This window comes from Lysinibacillus sp. RU7, from assembly GCF_057837305.1.
On record NZ_JBYQFK010000003.1, the window covers coordinates 213,460 to 228,784 of the forward strand.

16 protein-coding genes and 1 tRNA gene are annotated in these 15,325 nt (G+C 40.1%); 4 read left to right on the forward strand and 13 right to left on the reverse strand.

Going from position 1 to position 15,325, the window contains the following annotated elements:
• Nucleotides 1-73 precede the first annotated feature (73 nt).
• Together AC3II9_RS03920 and AC3II9_RS03925 are read left to right on the forward strand one after the other, a co-directional pair.
• Nucleotides 74-523 carry a nuclease-related domain-containing protein gene (locus AC3II9_RS03920; RefSeq protein WP_489153297.1) on the forward strand — a complete coding sequence of 150 codons (450 nt, stop codon included), beginning with the start codon at nucleotides 74-76 and terminating at the stop codon, nucleotides 521-523.
• The gene (locus tag AC3II9_RS03925) at nucleotides 502-1,020 is read left to right on the forward strand and encodes a hypothetical protein (protein WP_489153299.1); all 519 of its coding nucleotides are present in this window, start codon (nucleotides 502-504) and stop codon (nucleotides 1,018-1,020) included. Before AC3II9_RS03920 ends, AC3II9_RS03925 begins: the two co-directional genes overlap by 22 nt.
• Before the next feature lie 154 nt (nucleotides 1,021-1,174).
• Here the strand turns inward: AC3II9_RS03925 and eno are convergent, their stop codons facing one another.
• From eno to AC3II9_RS03970, 9 genes are all read right to left on the reverse strand, one after another.
• Nucleotides 1,175-2,467 carry a phosphopyruvate hydratase gene (gene eno, locus AC3II9_RS03930; RefSeq protein ID WP_431027840.1) on the reverse strand — a complete coding sequence of 431 codons (1,293 nt, stop codon included), beginning with the start codon at nucleotides 2,465-2,467 and terminating at the stop codon, nucleotides 1,175-1,177.
• 76 nt (nucleotides 2,468-2,543) lie between these two features.
• Complete coding sequence (gene gpmI / locus AC3II9_RS03935; protein ID WP_489153301.1) at nucleotides 2,544-4,076, reverse strand: 2,3-bisphosphoglycerate-independent phosphoglycerate mutase; 1,533 nt, start codon at nucleotides 4,074-4,076, stop codon at nucleotides 2,544-2,546.
• Nucleotides 4,069-4,830 carry a triose-phosphate isomerase gene (tpiA, locus tag AC3II9_RS03940; RefSeq protein WP_489153303.1) on the reverse strand — a complete coding sequence of 254 codons (762 nt, stop codon included), beginning with the start codon at nucleotides 4,828-4,830 and terminating at the stop codon, nucleotides 4,069-4,071. The genes gpmI and tpiA overlap by 8 nt, the downstream gene beginning before the upstream one ends.
• Nucleotides 4,831-4,842: 12 nt before the next feature.
• On the reverse strand, nucleotides 4,843-6,030 hold the full coding sequence (locus AC3II9_RS03945; protein ID WP_489153304.1) for a phosphoglycerate kinase: 1,188 nt from the start codon (nucleotides 6,028-6,030) through the stop codon (nucleotides 4,843-4,845).
• 318 nt (nucleotides 6,031-6,348) lie between these two features.
• The gene (gap, locus tag AC3II9_RS03950) at nucleotides 6,349-7,359 is read right to left on the reverse strand and encodes a type I glyceraldehyde-3-phosphate dehydrogenase (RefSeq protein WP_489153306.1); all 1,011 of its coding nucleotides are present in this window, start codon (nucleotides 7,357-7,359) and stop codon (nucleotides 6,349-6,351) included.
• 50 nt (nucleotides 7,360-7,409) lie between these two features.
• Nucleotides 7,410-8,429 carry a sugar-binding transcriptional regulator gene (locus AC3II9_RS03955; RefSeq protein WP_489153308.1) on the reverse strand — a complete coding sequence of 340 codons (1,020 nt, stop codon included), beginning with the start codon at nucleotides 8,427-8,429 and terminating at the stop codon, nucleotides 7,410-7,412.
• Between the two features lie 190 nt (nucleotides 8,430-8,619).
• Nucleotides 8,620-8,859 carry a glutaredoxin family protein gene (locus AC3II9_RS03960; RefSeq protein WP_489153310.1) on the reverse strand — a complete coding sequence of 80 codons (240 nt, stop codon included), beginning with the start codon at nucleotides 8,857-8,859 and terminating at the stop codon, nucleotides 8,620-8,622.
• Between the two features lie 73 nt (nucleotides 8,860-8,932).
• A complete protein-coding gene (locus AC3II9_RS03965; protein ID WP_489153312.1) occupies nucleotides 8,933-9,808 on the reverse strand; it encodes a TPM domain-containing protein in 876 nt (291 codons plus the stop codon).
• A complete protein-coding gene (locus AC3II9_RS03970) occupies nucleotides 9,805-10,398 on the reverse strand; it encodes a LemA family protein (RefSeq protein ID WP_489153314.1) in 594 nt (197 codons plus the stop codon). The genes AC3II9_RS03965 and AC3II9_RS03970 overlap by 4 nt, the downstream gene beginning before the upstream one ends.
• A gap of 110 nt (nucleotides 10,399-10,508) precedes the next feature.
• Between AC3II9_RS03970 and AC3II9_RS03975 the strand changes: the two genes are divergently transcribed.
• Nucleotides 10,509-11,120: a spore coat protein gene (locus AC3II9_RS03975; protein WP_391371373.1), complete on the forward strand. Its 612-nt coding sequence runs from the start codon at nucleotides 10,509-10,511 to the stop codon at nucleotides 11,118-11,120.
• A 204-nt stretch (nucleotides 11,121-11,324) separates the two neighbouring features.
• On the opposite strand, the gene AC3II9_RS03980 is transcribed toward AC3II9_RS03975, so the two are convergent.
• The 4 genes from AC3II9_RS03980 to AC3II9_RS03995 form a co-directional block, all read right to left on the reverse strand.
• Nucleotides 11,325-12,050: an amino acid ABC transporter ATP-binding protein gene (locus AC3II9_RS03980; RefSeq protein ID WP_391371375.1), complete on the reverse strand. Its 726-nt coding sequence runs from the start codon at nucleotides 12,048-12,050 to the stop codon at nucleotides 11,325-11,327.
• Nucleotides 12,047-12,754 carry an amino acid ABC transporter permease gene (locus tag AC3II9_RS03985; RefSeq protein ID WP_391371378.1) on the reverse strand — a complete coding sequence of 236 codons (708 nt, stop codon included), beginning with the start codon at nucleotides 12,752-12,754 and terminating at the stop codon, nucleotides 12,047-12,049. The genes AC3II9_RS03980 and AC3II9_RS03985 overlap by 4 nt, the downstream gene beginning before the upstream one ends.
• Nucleotides 12,755-12,776: 22 nt before the next feature.
• Nucleotides 12,777-13,556: a basic amino acid ABC transporter substrate-binding protein gene (locus AC3II9_RS03990; RefSeq protein ID WP_489153316.1), complete on the reverse strand. Its 780-nt coding sequence runs from the start codon at nucleotides 13,554-13,556 to the stop codon at nucleotides 12,777-12,779.
• Nucleotides 13,557-14,307: 751 nt separating this feature from the next.
• Nucleotides 14,308-14,382 (reverse strand) — tRNA-Arg (locus tag AC3II9_RS03995).
• 212 nt (nucleotides 14,383-14,594) lie between these two features.
• Here AC3II9_RS03995 and clpP point away from each other — a divergent pair.
• A complete protein-coding gene (gene clpP / locus AC3II9_RS04000; protein WP_391371382.1) occupies nucleotides 14,595-15,176 on the forward strand; it encodes an ATP-dependent Clp endopeptidase proteolytic subunit ClpP in 582 nt (193 codons plus the stop codon).
• Nucleotides 15,177-15,325 lie beyond the last annotated feature (149 nt).

The window sequence follows — 15,325 nt, forward strand, 5'->3', positions numbered from 1 at the left end:
AGTAATGATTACTTTTTATAAGTGTATTGAATCTTCTGTATTTTGATTATATGATAGATTCGGGAGGTGATTTATGCTCATTCTCGAACGACAGAAATCTTCACAGCTATTGTATTATCAAGCATTGCTCCGCAGGATATACAGGCATGATGTAGAATACGAAGATTTCCATAAACAATTGCTATCTCTTGAAGCAGGTCATAACGGAGAACAACGTACAGATCGCGAATTCATTGATATTGCACTGACTCACCTCCATACCCTTCTATACAATCTTGAACTATTAAATGCTCAAGGTACTTCACATCAGATCGATTCCATCCTTGTCACACCTAATTTTTTACTGATTCTCGAAATTAAAAATATGAATGGCACTCTGTTTTATAATGCTGCTCACCATGAGTTTGGTCGCATCCGTCACAATGGACAAGTAGATATTTTTTCAGATCCATTTGCTCAAAGTCATCGACATCAAACCGTACTAGAGCGATTGCTTTATCAATGCTTCCCGTTATGTACGTAGTCGTTGTGGCCAATTCGAATGTACGCTTCGACCACTCATTACAGCACTACCCTATTTTGCAGTTGAGTGGGCTTCGATTATATATCGAGCGATTATTTGAGCAGTATTCTACCGAATATGTAAATACGACAGAGCTCGAAAAACTTTCTACGTACTTGTTAAACACATTACATCGTCCCGCCGTCAAACGTTTTGTAGCACCTGAACGCCTTCGAAAGGGTATCCTTTGTGCAAAATGCCAATTTACAGAGGTCATGATTTACGTAAATCGCACATGGTACTGTCCAAAATGCGGGGAACGAAATAAAAAAGCAGTCCACCAAGCATTGCATGATTATCGATTATTAATAAATGAGCGAATTACAAATAAGGAATTCCGGGATTTCGTAGGTATTGAGTCCATGCAAGTCGCTTCGAAAATTTTGTCTCGCTTAGGATATGAAAAAATCGGAGATAAAAGAGGAAGAGTTTATATCATTCCGGAAGATTGTCTATAAACGGGGGTAGTTTGTCTATTAACCGGGTGAGTTTGTCTATTATCGCAGCAGATTTGGCTATTAACCCGGTCAGTTTGTCTATTATCACAGCAGGTTTGTCTATTAACCCATACAAAAACCGGGTACCCGCACAAAACGGGTACCCGGTCAAATATTATTTAATGTTATAGAACGATTGTAAGCCTAAGTATTGTGCTGTTGCGCCTAATTGGTCTTCAATACGTAGTAATTGGTTGTATTTTGCAACGCGGTCTGTACGAGATGGTGCACCTGTTTTGATTTGACCCGCGTTTGTTGCAACTGCGATATCAGCAATTGTGTTATCTTCTGATTCACCAGAACGGTGAGAGATTACTGCTGTGTAGCCAGCGCGTTTTGCCATTTCGATTGCTTCGAATGTTTCAGTAAGCGTACCGATTTGGTTTACTTTTACTAGGATCGAGTTGCCAACACCTTGCTCGATACCATCAGCAAGTTTTTTCGTGTTTGTTACGAATAAATCGTCACCTACTAATTGTACGCGGTTACCGATGCGCTCAGTTAGTAATTTGTGACCAGCCCAGTCGTTTTCATCTAAGCCGTCTTCGATAGAGATGATTGGGTATTTAGATGTTAACTCTTCGTACCAAGCAACCATTTCTTCAGATGTACGAACTACGCCTTCACCTGATAAGTGGTATTTGCCATCTTCCTTGTTGAATAACTCAGAAGACGCTACGTCCATTGCTAATTTCACTTCTTCGCCTGGTTTGTAGCCAGCTTTTTCGATTGCTTCAAGGATTACAGTGATGGCTTCTTCGTTTGAACCAAGGTTTGGTGCGAAACCACCTTCGTCCCCTACAGCTGTGTTGTAGCCTTTATCTTTTAATACTGCTTTTAAGTGGTGGAAAATTTCAGCGCCCATACGTAAAGCGTGACGGAAGTTTTCAGCACCTACTGGCATGATCATGAACTCTTGTACGTCCACGTTGTTGTCAGCATGCTCACCACCGTTGATGATGTTCATCATTGGTACTGGTAATTGCTTTGCATTGAAACCACCAAGGTATTGGTATAAAGGCACATCTAAGTAGTCAGCTGCTGCATGTGCTACTGCCATCGATACACCAAGAATTGCGTTTGCACCTAATTTACCTTTGTTTTCTGTACCGTCAAGCTCGATTAACGCTTTGTCGATTACAACTTGGTCAAGTACTGAGTAATTACCTTCTAATTCCTCAGCAATAATTGTGTTTACGTTTTCTACAGCTTTAAGAACACCTTTACCTAAATAACGACCTTTGTCGCCATCGCGTAATTCTACTGCTTCGTATTCACCAGTTGATGCACCAGATGGCACGATCGCGCGACCAAATGCACCTGATTCTGTAAATACTTCAACTTCTACTGTTGGGTTACCGCGAGAGTCTAATACTTCGCGAGCGTATACTTGTGTAATAAATGGCATTGTTTTTCAATCTCCTCTTTTTTGGGTTTATCTCTTAAGATAAAGATACTAAATATATTCCACTACAAATTGTAGCTTATTCACTAATCAATGTTTTTCCTGTCATGTCAGCAGGTTGTGCCACATTTAATAACGATAACACTGTTGGGGCAAGATCGGCTAAAATACCGTCTTCACGTAAATGAACATCTTCTTTTGTGACAATGACTGGTACTGGGTTTGTTGTATGAGCTGTCATTGGTAAATCCTCTAGTGTAATAACCTCATCTGAGTTACCATGGTCAGCTGTAATAATCGCCGCGCCACCTTTTGCAATGATGGCATCCACGACTTTCCCTAAGCACTCATCTACGACTTCGATCGCCTTAATCGTTGGCTCTAGCATACCGCTATGCCCTACCATGTCCGGGTTAGCAAAGTTTAAGATGATCGCATCAAATTTATCTGCTTCAATTGCTGCTAATAACGCATCTGTTACTTCATAAGCACTCATTTCAGGCTTTAAGTCATATGTCGCTACTTTCGGTGAAGGAATTAAAATACGCTCCTCCCCAGCAAATGTTTCCTCACGACCACCACTCATAAAGAATGTCACGTGTGGATATTTTTCTGTTTCGGCAATCCGAAGCTGTGTTAAGCCATTTTCAGCAATCACTTCACCTAATGTATTCGTTAAGTTATCATTTTCAAATGCAACGAGTGCATTTACGTCCTCACTATAGTGCGTGAACGAGACGAATGATAAATTTGTCGGATGCTTTTCTGAAAGCTCAAAGCCTGCAAACGTATCATTTGTAAACACTGTTGATAATTGAATCGCACGGTCTGGACGGAAGTTGAAAAATACAACCGCATCATTCGTATCAATCGTTGCAACAGGCTGCCCTTCTTGTGTAATGACAAACGGAATAACGAATTCGTCTACCACTTCACGTACATAGCTTGATTGTACACCGGCTTTTGCTGTCGCTGCCGTATGCCCTACACCATCTACAAGTGCATCGTACGAGAGCTTCACACGTTCCCAGCGTTTGTCGCGATCCATTGCATAATAGCGACCGTGAATCGATGCAAATTTCCCTATACCAATCTCCGTCATTTGCTTTTCTGCTTCTTCGATATATTCAAGCGCTGTTGTTGGACCTACATCGCGACCATCTAGGAAACCGTGTACATATACTTCTTTTAAACCGTTTGCTTTTGCTAATTTAAGTAGTGCAAATAAATGCTCATAATGACTATGTACACCGCCATCAGAGAGTAAACCCATTAAATGAAGTTTAGAACCATTTGCTTTCGCATGTTCCACCGCTGCAAGGAATCGTTCATTGCGGAAGAAGTCCCCTTCACGGATTGACTTATGAATGCGCGTTAAGCTTTGATATACGATGCGACCTGCACCGATATTTAAGTGTCCTACTTCAGAGTTCCCCATTTGGCCATCTGGTAAACCAACCGCCTCACCGCATGCAGTAAGTGTTGCATGCGGATAAGCGTTCCAAAAACGATCAAAATTTGGTTTGTTTGCTTGTGCTACGGCATTGCCCTTCACTTCATTGCGAAGAGCAAAACCATCTAAAATAATTAATGCTACTGGCTGTTTAGGCATTTGCGCCGGCCTCCAATAATTTTAAATAAGAATCTACTTGTAAACTCGCACCGCCAACTAAGGCACCATCAATATGTTCCTTCGATAAAAGCTCGACAATATTTTCTGGTTTGACAGAGCCACCGTACTGAATGCGAATCGCTTCAGCTGTTGCGGATCCGTACATGTCCGCTACCACTTTACGAATAGCGCCACATGTTTCATTTGCATCATCCGCTGTCGCTGTTTTACCTGTACCGATTGCCCAAATTGGTTCATATGCAAGGACCATATGTGACACTTCGTCTGCTGTGAACCCTTCGAGTGCTGCGCGAATTTGGCCAGACACTTTCGTTTCTGTTTGGCCAGCTTCACGCTCTGCTAACGTTTCCCCACAACAAATGATTGGTACAATGCCATGTACAAGTGCTGCTTTTACTTTTTTATTGACTGCTTCGTCTGTTTCGTTAAACATTTCACGACGCTCTGAGTGTCCTAAAATGACATAATCCACATGAATCGCGGCTAATTGTACCGGACTAACCTCACCTGTAAATGCACCTTCCTCTTCAAAGTGCATGTTTTGCGCGCCGATTGCTAAATCGGTTTCTGTAGCGATATCGACTAAAGTTGGTAAGTAAATCGCAGGGGCGCAAATGACTGCATCTACTTTTTCCTCTGAAGGAATAGACTCTCGTACTGCTTCGACAAACTCTACTGCTTCGTCAAATGACTTATACATTTTCCAGTTGCCTGCAAGTATTGGTTTACGCATAAATTCCCTCCGTTACTTATCGTTTAGTGCGACGATGCCTGGAAGTGCTTTCCCTTCCATCAGCTCTAATGAAGCGCCACCGCCTGTTGAAATATGACTCATCTTGTCAGCTACTTCAAATTTTTCTACTGCTGCTGCAGAGTCACCGCCACCGATCACTGTATAGCCTTCTGTTTCAGCCATTGCCTCTGCTACTGTTTTTGTACCATGTGCAAACTTATCCATTTCGAACACGCCCATAGGACCGTTCCAAATAATAAGCTTCGAATTTTTGATAACGTCCGCATATACGTTTGCTGTTTTTGGTCCGATATCAAGCCCCATCCAATCAGCAGGAATCGCATCGATGTCTACTGTTTGTGTTTCCGCATCTTTTGAAAATTCATTTGCTACTACCGCATCGATTGGCATATGCAGCTGCACGCCTTTTTCTTTTGCTTTTTCGATAAACGATTTGGCTAACTCGATTTTGTCTTCTTCTAATAAAGATGTACCAATCGAATAGCCTTGTGCTTTTATAAATGTAAATGAAAGGCCACCACCAATGATTAAGTGGTCTACTTTATCAAGTAAGTTTTCGATTACGCCGATTTTATCTTTTACTTTCGCACCACCAATAATCGCTGTGAATGGGCGATCTGGGTTTGACAATGCTTTTCCTAGCACGTCTAATTCTTTTTGCATTAAGTAACCAGACACCGCTACGTCAACGAATTTTGCAATCCCTTCTGTTGAAGCATGTGCACGGTGAGCTGCACCAAACGCATCATTAACATAAACATCCGCTAATTTAGCGAAAGCTTTTGACAGCTCTTCATCATTTTTCTCTTCGCCTTTATGGAAGCGAACGTTTTCAAGTAAAACAATGTCGCCCTCTTGCATGCTAGCAACTGCTGCTTCTACTGCTTCACCGATAGATTCATCCAGCTTTTTCACTGGTTGACCCATTAATTCAGCTAATCGCTCGCCCACAGCTGTTAAGCGCATATCTTCCTTCACTTCGCCTTTTGGACGCCCTAAGTGAGAAGCTAAAATAACTTTCGCGCCTTTTTCTGCTAAAGCTTGGATTGTTGGAATGGCTGCACGAATACGTGTTTCATCCGTTATTTTGCCTTCCGCCATTGGTACGTTAAAATCTACGCGTACAAAAACGCGTTTCCCTTTTACATCTACATCATCCATCGTCTTCTTTAAAAACATGAAGAAAACCCTCCTTCAATTTTAGAAAAAGGCACTAACCTTTTTATAGTAGACTTTCGCTCTAATAGTAACAAAAGTCGATATGTATGTCTCTTGTAAGCACGAAGCGACTCCCTCGTTTGTTACAAATTAATTATGCCCAAAGGCTATATCTTCACTCAAAATGAAGAGAAAGGACGAGTCGGTAAACCGCTCGTCCTTTTACCTTTATACATTATAATAGTTCAATGTCATAAAGGCTATACTTTTCATCTACATTTTATCGTATTGTGACACACTTTTTCTTCAATCCGGCAAAAGTATGTCACAATTAATTTTTCAGTTTAACCCGCGCTTTACTAAATAAAGGGCTAAGTCCATTAAGCGCGCTGAATAACCGATTTCATTATCGTACCAAGCAACTACTTTGATCATGCGCTTTTCCATAACCATTGTCGATAAACCATCCACCGTTGAAGAAGCTGGATTGCCGTTATAGTCAATGGAGACAAGCGGTAATTCGTTGTAACCTAAAATGCCTTGTAATGGCCCTTCTGAAGCCTCTTTTAATACAGCATTCACTTCTTCGACCGTCACATCTTTGTCAACTTCTACAACTAAGTCAATACATGATACGTTCGGTGTTGGCACACGCATCGAGAAACCATCTAATTTCCCTTTTAGTTGTGGCAATACTTTTGATACAGCAACCGCTGCACCTGTTGTTGTTGGAATCATAGACACTGCACCAGCACGAGCACGACGCGGGTCGGCATGCGGGAAGTCAAGAATACGTTGATCATTCGTATACGAGTGAATTGTCGTCATCATACCACGCTTAATGCCAAAATGTTCATCTAACACTTTAGCAACTGGTGCTAAACAGTTTGTTGTACAGGATGCGTTCGAAATGACATCCATCGTTTCTGGATTGTAGTATTCTTCGTTTACCCCCATCACAAATGTTGGCATTTCACCTTTTGCTGGTGCGGAGAGAATGGCTTTTTTTGCGCCTGCTTGCACATGCTTTGATACATCTTCCATTGAACGGAATTTCCCTGTACACTCTAACACAACGTCAACGCCTAATTCACCCCATGGCAAATTTAATGGGTCTTTTTCTGAAAATACACGAATGCGTTTACCATTTACGATAAAAGCATCCTCTTCCGCTGTGACATCTGCTTCGTAAACACCATGAACAGAGTCATACTTTAATAAGTGTGCTAACTGACCTGCATCTGTTAAGTCGTTTACTGCCACTACTTCAAACTCATCGTGTTTCAACGCCTCGCGGAATACTAATCGACCGATACGACCAAAACCATTAATTGCTAGTTGTAATGCCATGTTCATTCCTCCAAATAAAGTATTTTATAATAATAGCGTGAAGCTAGTTATCACAACATTTCATTTGTAGCAGCTTCATCTGTCATAAAAATTGTTTGCTGTGCCGCACTTTTAAAGTATGCCTTGATGGCTTTTGCTTTTTGAGCGCCCCCCGCAATAGCAATAACGTGGTGACTATTTTTTACGTGTTCCGGTTGGATACAAATTGTGCGAATTTGATGCACAATTTCACCTTGTTCATCAAAATAATAACCAAATGCCTCACCGACTGCCCCTTTTTCACGAAGCATTCTTTTCTCTGCCTCGGTGCTACCTCGCTTTTCGGCCATTTCTTCTGCCGTGCCGATCCCGTGCACAACAATCTGGACCTGTTCATATAAATGAATCATTTCTTGTACACTTGGCTCTGCTTTCATCGCAACATACGCTTGCTCACTTAAGAACTCAGGTAAGAAAAGCGTTTTATACGAGGCATGACACGCTTGCGCAAACTGGGCGACAAGCACATTTGCTTGCAAGCTCATCTCTTCACCTATTCCACCTCGTGCTGCGATAAACTGCGAACTTGGTAACTGCTCATTGGGCTGTAAATACGGTGCTATACAGGCAACCGAACTACCGCCAGTGACTGCAATTTTGCTATTCGCTTGTGCTAGATGCGTTAGTAATTGACTCGCTTCCTTGCCAAGCAATGTGCGTGATGCTTCATCTTGAAAGCTCCCCGGAATGATGATGACTTTTTCAATTCCTAATACTTTGGCAAGCTGTTGCTCTTTTTGCGTAAAACCGGCGAGTTCATGATACAGCGTTTTTAACTTCTCAAGTACTTCATACCCTACTTCTGTACAAATCATACCTTTTTGGCCAATATCAATTAATTGTTGTTCATGCAAAAGCGATGTTTCATTTCGAATTTCACGCTCCGTTGCATGTAAAAGTTCTGCTAATGTCCGTCTACCAATCGGGCCTGCAATATGAATTGCCTGTAAAATCCGAAATCGTTTTTTCAAAAGTACATCGATTTCAGGTATTAATTTACGTCCTACTCCATACAATGAAGATTCGTCCATATACTCACCTACTATCTGTATGGTCGTTTTTTGTCCCACTCAAAATATTTTTGTCCCATTAGTAGTAAAAAAATATTTCTGTAATTTTATTGTAGTATGAATTGCTCTCTTATGCAATTTATTTCATTATTATTTACACAAACTCAATAAATAATAAAAAAAGTGTAGACCACATCTCGTAAAACGAGACTTAATCTACACTAAGCGCTTCGTATAGTGTGACATAATCCAACTGACCGTATTGAATCACCCTACCGTCTTTTTCAACAACGGGAATCATCAGCATATACTTTTCATGTAATATGTCATCCTCTTCAATATTTAATACTTCAATTTTAAATCGGATGTCCTCCTGTACAAGCTTTAGCGTTATGATTCCTTCCTCACAAAGCGAACAGTGTGGACGAGAATAAAAGATCACTTTTTGCATGTTATACACTCCTTCTCGCCTCAGTATACTGCGCGTTCAGGCTTCCTACCAGCAATTGCAAAAAGACCTTTTTTTAAAAGTTACGGTCTGAGCCACCGCCACCTGAATCACCACCACCGCCTGAATAACTATCGCTACTCCCATAGTCATAGTTCGAGTCACTACTAGACTGCCTATTCTCACGTTCAGCTTCCCACGCAGCTGCTTCTGCTGCTTTTGCTGCTAAATACGCTTTATAGCCTTCCGAGCGGATATCTTGGCCTGTCAGCTTTTGATAAAACCAATAAAATGTCCCCTGCATTTTCCGGAACATCCATTTCATTATTCCCCACCCTATCCAGCCTATCACGGATAAAATCGCTAACAAAAGACCACCGAAAAAAACAGCACCAATTACTTCATAAATCCAGTGAACTTCCTCCACAAATACGTCTGATTGTTGCCAAGTGTGCTCGATATTTTCTTCTGCTCGAATGGCCTCTACCACTTGTGCAAACGCTTTTGTATAATCCCCTTCTTTTAATGCTGGCACCATATACGTATCCAGCATTTCACCAGTTTTACCGTCCGGGTAATCCCCCTCTAGCCCGTAACCGGTCGCAATACGGACTTTATTATTCCCTTCTCCTTGAGAGGTTGTCGCAAAAATAAGCATGCCATTATCTTTTTCTGCATCACCAATTCCCCATTCACGGAATACTTCTACCCCATACTCATAAGCCTCTAAATCACCAATCGTCGGTACTGTTAAAATAAACAGTTCCATAATCCCCTGTGTTTGTAATTCTTTTGCAAAATCATTAATCTCTTTTTCAACTTCATCATCAATCACATTTTCATAATCAAATACAAATCCAGCTGTTGTTGGTCGAGGAGGGATTTCTGCCGATATACTCAGCGGGAGAACAAAGATAAACAATGCAATAAGTAACAATACCCTCTGCTTCATTCATTCTCTCCCCCGAAATCAATGGTAGGTGTTTCTGCCACCCCTTCGTTTACCTCAAAATAAGCCTTTTTCTCAAAGCCAAACATACCTGCAATCAGATTCCCAGGGAACGTCCGAACATGACTATTAAAATCTTGTACGGTTTCATTATAATCTTTCCGCGCAACAGCCAACCGATTCTCTGTGCCAGCTAACTCATCCATTAATCTCGTAAACTGCTTATTTGCTTTTAAATCCGGATACGCCTCTACAATGACCATTAACTTTTCTAACGCCGTCGTTAATTCATCATTTGCTACTGCGGCTTCTTCTGTCGTGGAAGCAGCGCCGTAGTTTGTACGCGCCTCTGCAATTTGTGTAAAAATAGCCTCCTCATGCGCTTCATAACCTTTTACCGTTTCTACTAAATTGGGAATTAAGTCAAATCTTCGCTGGAGTTGATTTTCAACTTGCGCCCAACCTGCATCAATTTGCTCTTCACCATTCGCAAGACTATTATATTTCAATACAACGGTGAACAAAGCAATACCGATTATCACCATAATAACAATTAAAGCAACCTTAGCACTCCCTCTGTTATCCTGTTTCATCCAAAGACCCCTTTTATTTGAATTTATTACTTATTATTAATTATGCATAATGACGTCAATAAAAGCCACAATATATTGCGTACCAACTAAAGAAATGGAGGACTTACTTTATGTTTACACAACCGTCTGAATCTCAAGGTAATCAACAGCCAATTTCAATGAACCATGGGGCGCATGAAGTAATGGATGTACATGAAGTGTTAAGTGCTGCTATTGGCGCATTAAACCAATGTGTACTCATGCGAGACCAAATTCAAGATCCAGAATTACTCGGCATTTTAGATCGCCAATATGCTTTCATGCTCGATGAATACAACATTACAGCAGAAGCCTATAAAACAGGGCATGATCCAAAACACCCAACAAAAACGTACAACATGCAAATGGGTAACGATGTCAAATACGGATTAAGCGCTGGCGAGCCGAAAAAACCAATTCAATCTCCTAATGAAATTGATGACGCAATTATCGCGGGGGCGCTCCTTTCTATGCATAAAACAGGCGCTGTTGGAAAAACACAAGCTGCGCTTGAATCAACAAACCCTGTTGTCCGTCGCGTATTACAAGACTCGGTGCCAAACTGCGTAGAAATGGCCTATGAAGTTTCGCTTTACTTAAACAAACGCGGTATGTATCAAGTGCCACAACTTGCACAACCAGATATGAATATTATGCTTAATGCATACGGTCAGGCTGGAAAAGCAAAAAATATGCCGAACTAAACTCCCTTTATTAACTCCCTCACGATAAATGGACACATCTTAACCCCTTAAGTTGCTGTTCTTTATTATACGATGATCTATCTAAGCCTATACTGTACTCTCCGACAAAAAATCCATTCAAGTCGCCCGTCTTGAATGGATTTTCTCAGTAGATAATAAAAACATCAGCTTACACCCAAATAGTGCAAGCTGATGTTCTCCTCATTATTTTAACACTTTCCCTAAAAATGCTTTTGTACGCTCATGTTGTGGATTGCCAAATACATCGTCAGGATGCCCTTCTTCAATGATGTAACCACCGTCCATAAAGAGCACACGGTCACCCATTTCACGTGCGAAGCCCATTTCGTGCGTGACGACCACCATTGTCATGCCCTCTTTGGCTAAGTCTTTCATGACATCTAACACCTCATTTACCATTTCTGGGTCAAGTGCTGATGTCGGCTCATCAAACAAGATGACTTTCGGCTTCATCGCAAGTGCACGGGCGATGGCGACACGTTGCTGTTGTCCACCTGACAGTTGCTGTGGGAAATTATCTGCCTTTGCACGCAATCCTACTTTATCTAGCAATTCTAATGCTAGTTTTTCAGCCGCTGCTTTGCTCATTTTCCGAATTTGCATCGGGGCCATTGTAATATTATCTAATACCGTCATATGCGGGAATAAATTAAATTGCTGGAATACCATGCCTACTTCCGTACGAATATCATTAATATTCGTTTTCGGATCATTAATTTTTACGCCCTCAATATAAATGGCTCCGTCTGTTACTTCCTCTAATAAGTTTAAGCAACGAAGGAATGTACTTTTACCTGAACCAGATGGCCCGATTACACAAACAACTTCTTTTTCGTGTATTTCATAATCGATGCCTTTTAACACTTCAAGCTTACCGAAATATTTGTGTAGGTTTTCTACTTTAATCATGTCTCGGCACGCCCTTTCTTTTTACGTGGCGTGTACTCAATGCTCACACGCTTTTCTACAAATGCAATTAGTTTCGTTACCGCATACGTTAAGACAAGATAGAGGAACGCTGCAAATAAGTACGGCTCCCAGAAACGCTGATACGTTCCCGCTACGACTTTACTTACGTATAAGATTTCTGCACCTGCGATGACTGTCACAAGCGATGAATCTTTTAATAATGCAATAAACTCATTGCCAAGCGGTGGAATCATACGGCGGAACGCTTGCGGTAAAATTACCTTACGCATTGCTTGTGTATGCGTTAATCCAAGTGAACGCGCTGCTTCCATTTGTCCTTTATCGATCGATTGGATACCCGCGCGGAAAATTTCTGCATTGTATGCTGCGCTATTTAACACTAATCCTACAATACCCGATACCCACCAACTCATCGCATGACCGAAGATCGTTGGAATTACCGCTAAGTGAATTAATAATAATTGTACAAGCATCGGTGTGCCACGGAATATATCGACATAAATTTTACATGGCCAGTAAATGAGTTTATTTTTTGACATTTGTCCAAGTCCGAGGAATAGACCGAGGAATACCCCTCCGACATAACCACTTAATGTTAATAAAATTGTTGCCCAAATACCTTTAAGATATAGCTCACGGTAGTTCCAGATTATGTCCCAACGGAAAAAATCAAACAACTCCATCTGAAACACCTCCATTTATAGTTTACTCGATTTCAGTACCTGTAATTTCTGCTAATTTACCGTTATCTTTAATTTTTTGTAATCCTTCGTTTAATAAATCAAGTAATTCTTTGTTTCCTTTTTTCACCATAAAACCGAAGTAATCTACTTCAAATGAATCATCTTCGATTGCTTTTAATCCTGAATCCGGATTGTTTTTAATGTATTCTAAAATTACGGCATTATCCCCAATTGCTGCTTCTGAAGAACCGTTTAATACTTCCGTTAATGCTACTGAGAAGTTTTCATATGCTAAAATGTTAGAGCTTGCAACTCCTTGTAATTCTTGCGCTGCGATATGACCTGTTGTATTGATTTGTACAGATACTTTTTTGTCTTTTAAATCTTCAAATGACTCAATCTTAGAATCTTCTTTCGTCACGATTAATAAAGACGCTTCATAATATGGCTCTGTAAAGTCATACGTTTCTAAACGTTCATCTGTAATCGTGATGGCAGCCGCTCCCATATCAATTTCTCCTGTTGTTACTTGGCTCATCATGGAGTCCCAACCAACATTTTTGATTTCTGTTTCAACGCCCATTTCTTCACCAATGGCCGCTAAAATCTCAGCGTCTAAGCCGACTACATTCCCTTTATCATCTAAATATTCAAATGGTGCATAGGTTGCTTCTGTCCCTGCCACAATTTTTGTGATTTCTCCACCTTCAGAGTTTTTTGCCTCATCTCCCGAACAAGCAGCTAATAACATCGATGCCGCTGCCAATGGTGCTACGATTTTAAATAAAGGTTTTTTAAACATATACAATTCCTCCTTAGTCAATTATCAGTCAATTGTTGTCTATTTTTGATATTACTCATTATAGTAAGTTCTGAATTTATATACAACAGGAAATTTTATAAAAAATGATTATTTTTTCACATCGATGAATTTTTATAACGAATTTACCGAGAAAAATGGTTAAAATCAAATAATTATTCGTTAATCCATACAATTGGGAATCATTTACCTTTCATTTTTATGCAACAAAAAAGCCGCCACTTCTCGTGACGACTATTATGAAAACCCAATTTATTATTTCATCAAATCCAGCTTTGAATTATTTTGTTAGAAATAGTTTAAGAAGAATGAATTTAGGATAAAATGGAATCGGTACAGTGATCTTCATTTTATCCTACTCATTCCCCTGCACATTCACAGGCTGCTAAACTATGAATGTAGAATCAGGTGTTGCTATAACATATATATAATTGAAACAGTAAAATGGTGCCCGAATATGGGCATGATAGTATATGCGACTATAGCTACAATTCAGCCTATAAAAATTATGTCATATTTCATGAAAGCATGCTGAATTTACGTATCTACTCGCAATTAAGTACAACATTTAATAATTTACTAATAATCTTTTGGTTTTTCAAGTAGTTAATGTAGAATAAAGTATTTCTTTATCGAATTTTGTCTTTTTTTTGAACAGTTACTACGGAGAAGGTATAAAAGAAGCAGACAAATAAAAAAACCTTGTATACAAAACAAGGTTAACATGTTATAGTGGCGCCCTCGGAGGGAATCGAACCCCCAGTTCAAGAACCGGAATCTTGCGTTTTATCCATTAAACCACGAGGGCCAAGTAGTCATGACTTATTCATTATACAAATGACAGGTGCACATTTCAACTATTAAACTTTGTAAATGAAGGTTAAAAGTAATTAAAAGAAGTCAGAGTTTATATTTGACCTTCCTTGACTATTATGTGTATGATAATGGTACAGCTGATGGGTTCTTGCCTTATCAGCATTGAGCATTCGAATTTACCTTTTTAAAAGGAGGATATTTTGTATGAATTTAATCCCTACAGTTATTGAACAAACAAGTCGTGGAGAGCGTGCGTATGATATTTATTCACGCCTACTAAAAGACCGTATTATTTTATTAGGAAGTGCTATCGATGATAATGTAGCGAACTCAATCGTTGCACAATTATTATTCCTTGAAGCGGAAGACTCAGATAAAGATATTACGCTTTACATTAACTCACCAGGTGGCTCCATCACAGCTGGTATGGCCATTTACGATACGATGAACTACATTAAACCAAAAGTATCTACAATTTGTATCGGTATGGCAGCATCTATGGGTGCCTTCTTACTTGCAGCAGGTGAGCCAGGTAAGCGTTTTGCATTACCGAACGCAGAAGTAATGATTCACCAGCCACTTGGCGGTGCACAAGGGCAAGCAACAGAAATCGAAATCGCTGCTAAACGTATTTTATTCTTACGCGAAAAATTAAATACAATCCTGTCTGAAAAAACAGGTCAATCGCTAGATATCATCGCTCGCGATACAGACCGTGATAACTTCATGACTGCAGAACGTGCTAAAGAATACGGCTTAATTGACCACATTATCGAACGTAAATAAGCACAATTAGACTTACCAAACGCTCGGCATAGCCGGGCGTTTTTATATTTTTAAAATCATATAGAAAAAAGGGGTTCTATAATAAATGTTGGGGTTTTCATACAATTTATGAAAAATAAAATGCACAACATCACCTGTTTTACTATACT

Excerpts from the sequence above, each read along its gene's own strand:
- AC3II9_RS03920 (WP_489153297.1), top strand. The coding sequence starts at position 74 with ATGCTCATTCTCGAACGACAGAAATCTTCACAGCTATTGTATTATCAA.
- AC3II9_RS03925 (WP_489153299.1), top strand. The coding sequence starts at position 502 with ATGCTTCCCGTTATGTACGTAGTCGTTGTGGCCAATTCGAATGTACGC.
- eno (WP_431027840.1), bottom strand. The coding sequence starts at position 2,467 with ATGCCATTTATTACACAAGTATACGCTCGCGAAGTATTAGACTCTCGC.
- gpmI (WP_489153301.1), bottom strand. The coding sequence starts at position 4,076 with ATGCCTAAACAGCCAGTAGCATTAATTATTTTAGATGGTTTTGCTCTT.
- tpiA (WP_489153303.1), bottom strand. The coding sequence starts at position 4,830 with ATGCGTAAACCAATACTTGCAGGCAACTGGAAAATGTATAAGTCATTT.
- AC3II9_RS03945 (WP_489153304.1), bottom strand. The coding sequence starts at position 6,030 with ATGTTTTTAAAGAAGACGATGGATGATGTAGATGTAAAAGGGAAACGC.
- gap (WP_489153306.1), bottom strand. The coding sequence starts at position 7,359 with ATGGCATTACAACTAGCAATTAATGGTTTTGGTCGTATCGGTCGATTA.
- AC3II9_RS03955 (WP_489153308.1), bottom strand. The coding sequence starts at position 8,429 with ATGGACGAATCTTCATTGTATGGAGTAGGACGTAAATTAATACCTGAA.
- AC3II9_RS03960 (WP_489153310.1), bottom strand. The coding sequence starts at position 8,859 with ATGCAAAAAGTGATCTTTTATTCTCGTCCACACTGTTCGCTTTGTGAG.
- AC3II9_RS03965 (WP_489153312.1), bottom strand. The coding sequence starts at position 9,808 with ATGAAGCAGAGGGTATTGTTACTTATTGCATTGTTTATCTTTGTTCTC.
- AC3II9_RS03970 (WP_489153314.1), bottom strand. The coding sequence starts at position 10,398 with ATGAAACAGGATAACAGAGGGAGTGCTAAGGTTGCTTTAATTGTTATT.
- AC3II9_RS03975 (WP_391371373.1), top strand. The coding sequence starts at position 10,509 with ATGTTTACACAACCGTCTGAATCTCAAGGTAATCAACAGCCAATTTCA.
- AC3II9_RS03980 (WP_391371375.1), bottom strand. The coding sequence starts at position 12,050 with ATGATTAAAGTAGAAAACCTACACAAATATTTCGGTAAGCTTGAAGTG.
- AC3II9_RS03985 (WP_391371378.1), bottom strand. The coding sequence starts at position 12,754 with ATGGAGTTGTTTGATTTTTTCCGTTGGGACATAATCTGGAACTACCGT.
- AC3II9_RS03990 (WP_489153316.1), bottom strand. The coding sequence starts at position 13,556 with ATGTTTAAAAAACCTTTATTTAAAATCGTAGCACCATTGGCAGCGGCA.
- clpP (WP_391371382.1), top strand. The coding sequence starts at position 14,595 with ATGAATTTAATCCCTACAGTTATTGAACAAACAAGTCGTGGAGAGCGT.